The organism is Vibrio sp. D173a, from assembly GCF_030248475.1.
On sequence record NZ_JAHGAH010000910.1, the window covers coordinates 1 to 1294 of the forward strand.

The 1294-nt window shown below is 36.9% G+C and carries 2 pseudogenes; one reads left to right on the top strand and one right to left on the bottom strand.

Annotation, left to right across the window (positions count from 1 at the left end):
- Positions 1-1073: pseudogene (locus KIV40_RS30205) on the bottom strand (hypothetical protein); the annotation flags it as partial.
- Between the two features lie 112 nt (positions 1074-1185).
- On the opposite strand from KIV40_RS30205, the pseudogene KIV40_RS30210 reads away from it, so the two are divergent.
- Positions 1186-1294: pseudogene (locus KIV40_RS30210) on the top strand (NAD(P)-binding protein); the annotation flags it as partial.

Below are 1294 nucleotides of genomic sequence, written 5' to 3' on the forward strand. Positions count from 1 at the left end.
GGAAGCATTTTACCTAACACGTTAAACCTTGCTGCTTTGGATAGTATGAAATACCATTCTTTCGTTTTCGTGTCAGTCGTTTCTTCCGAAAGTTGCTCAAATGTGCACCATATTTCGTTTAACAGGCTATTCAAATTGTGTTCATTCAATGTTAGTTCGCTATAGCATCCTCTGTCGAAAAACAAGCTGAATAATTTAACGTTTAAAGCTAATTGTTTATCGGATTGTTCGTCGATGTTGTCAAGATAACTCCAAGCTAAGGCTAGAATAAATATCTGTTCATTCGAATTATCAATGTCACGTAAAGTGAAAGTCGTAAGTTTTGCTTCAAGACAAGGTTCTAGGAGTTGGAGTTGAACTTTAATCCAATTGGAGCGGATGTTTTTGTATCTCTTTTGGGGAAGTTCGCATCGGGTAAGTCGTGCGAAGTCTATGATTTGTACAATGATGTGCTTAATCATATCTATAGTCACAGTAGGATCAAAAAAATCCAGTTCCACTTTATCCGAAATTTCAATTGTGCCTAATTTATCGTTAACGATATCTAATCCAAGTATGTTGGATATATCTAGGATATTATTAAATAGACTTTGATAACAAATATTTTGAGAGTATAGATTATCGTCAATTTTCCCAGAAAGTTCGAGCAAATTTTTAAGAGCACTACTACTTTCCAATTCGTCAATAGATGATTGACAGTTCTCAAAACTGTTCAAAGGAAAGACTTTACTGTATAGAGAACTTTTGTGTTTGAAGTGTAATTTATGAGTGTACAAACTCTCTAGATAATCGATGTGCTCTAAGAACGCTTTTTTGTGCTCTTGGTATTTCTGGAAATGAAGCATTTCTTTTTGTTCTTTCCATATTTCATCTTGTTGATTTTGCTCGGCATCTTGGCGTTTACGAAGTTCTATATTTTGAAAAATCAAGAAAATTAGCGTACCAGCTGTTCCTAAAGAACCAAGAGGGGTTGCCCACTCGGAGGTATTACCTAACCAGAAACTGCCAATCAGAATACCAACTAATAAAACTATAGAGCCGATAAGTAGTTCATTTGAATCAAAATGCTTCATATTAAGTCTCAACTAAAACGATGAGCGCATTCTACACGATATGCAATGCTATGAAACATTTGACACCGATCTACTATTTCGTTAGCTAGTTACAGCACTGGCAAAGTTCAGTGTTGCCATCATTGGTGCAGGCCCTGCAGGCTTGGCAGCCGCTGATATCCTAGTGCGCAATGGCGTGAAACCTGTCGTATTTGACCGCTATCCTGAAATTGGAGGCCTAC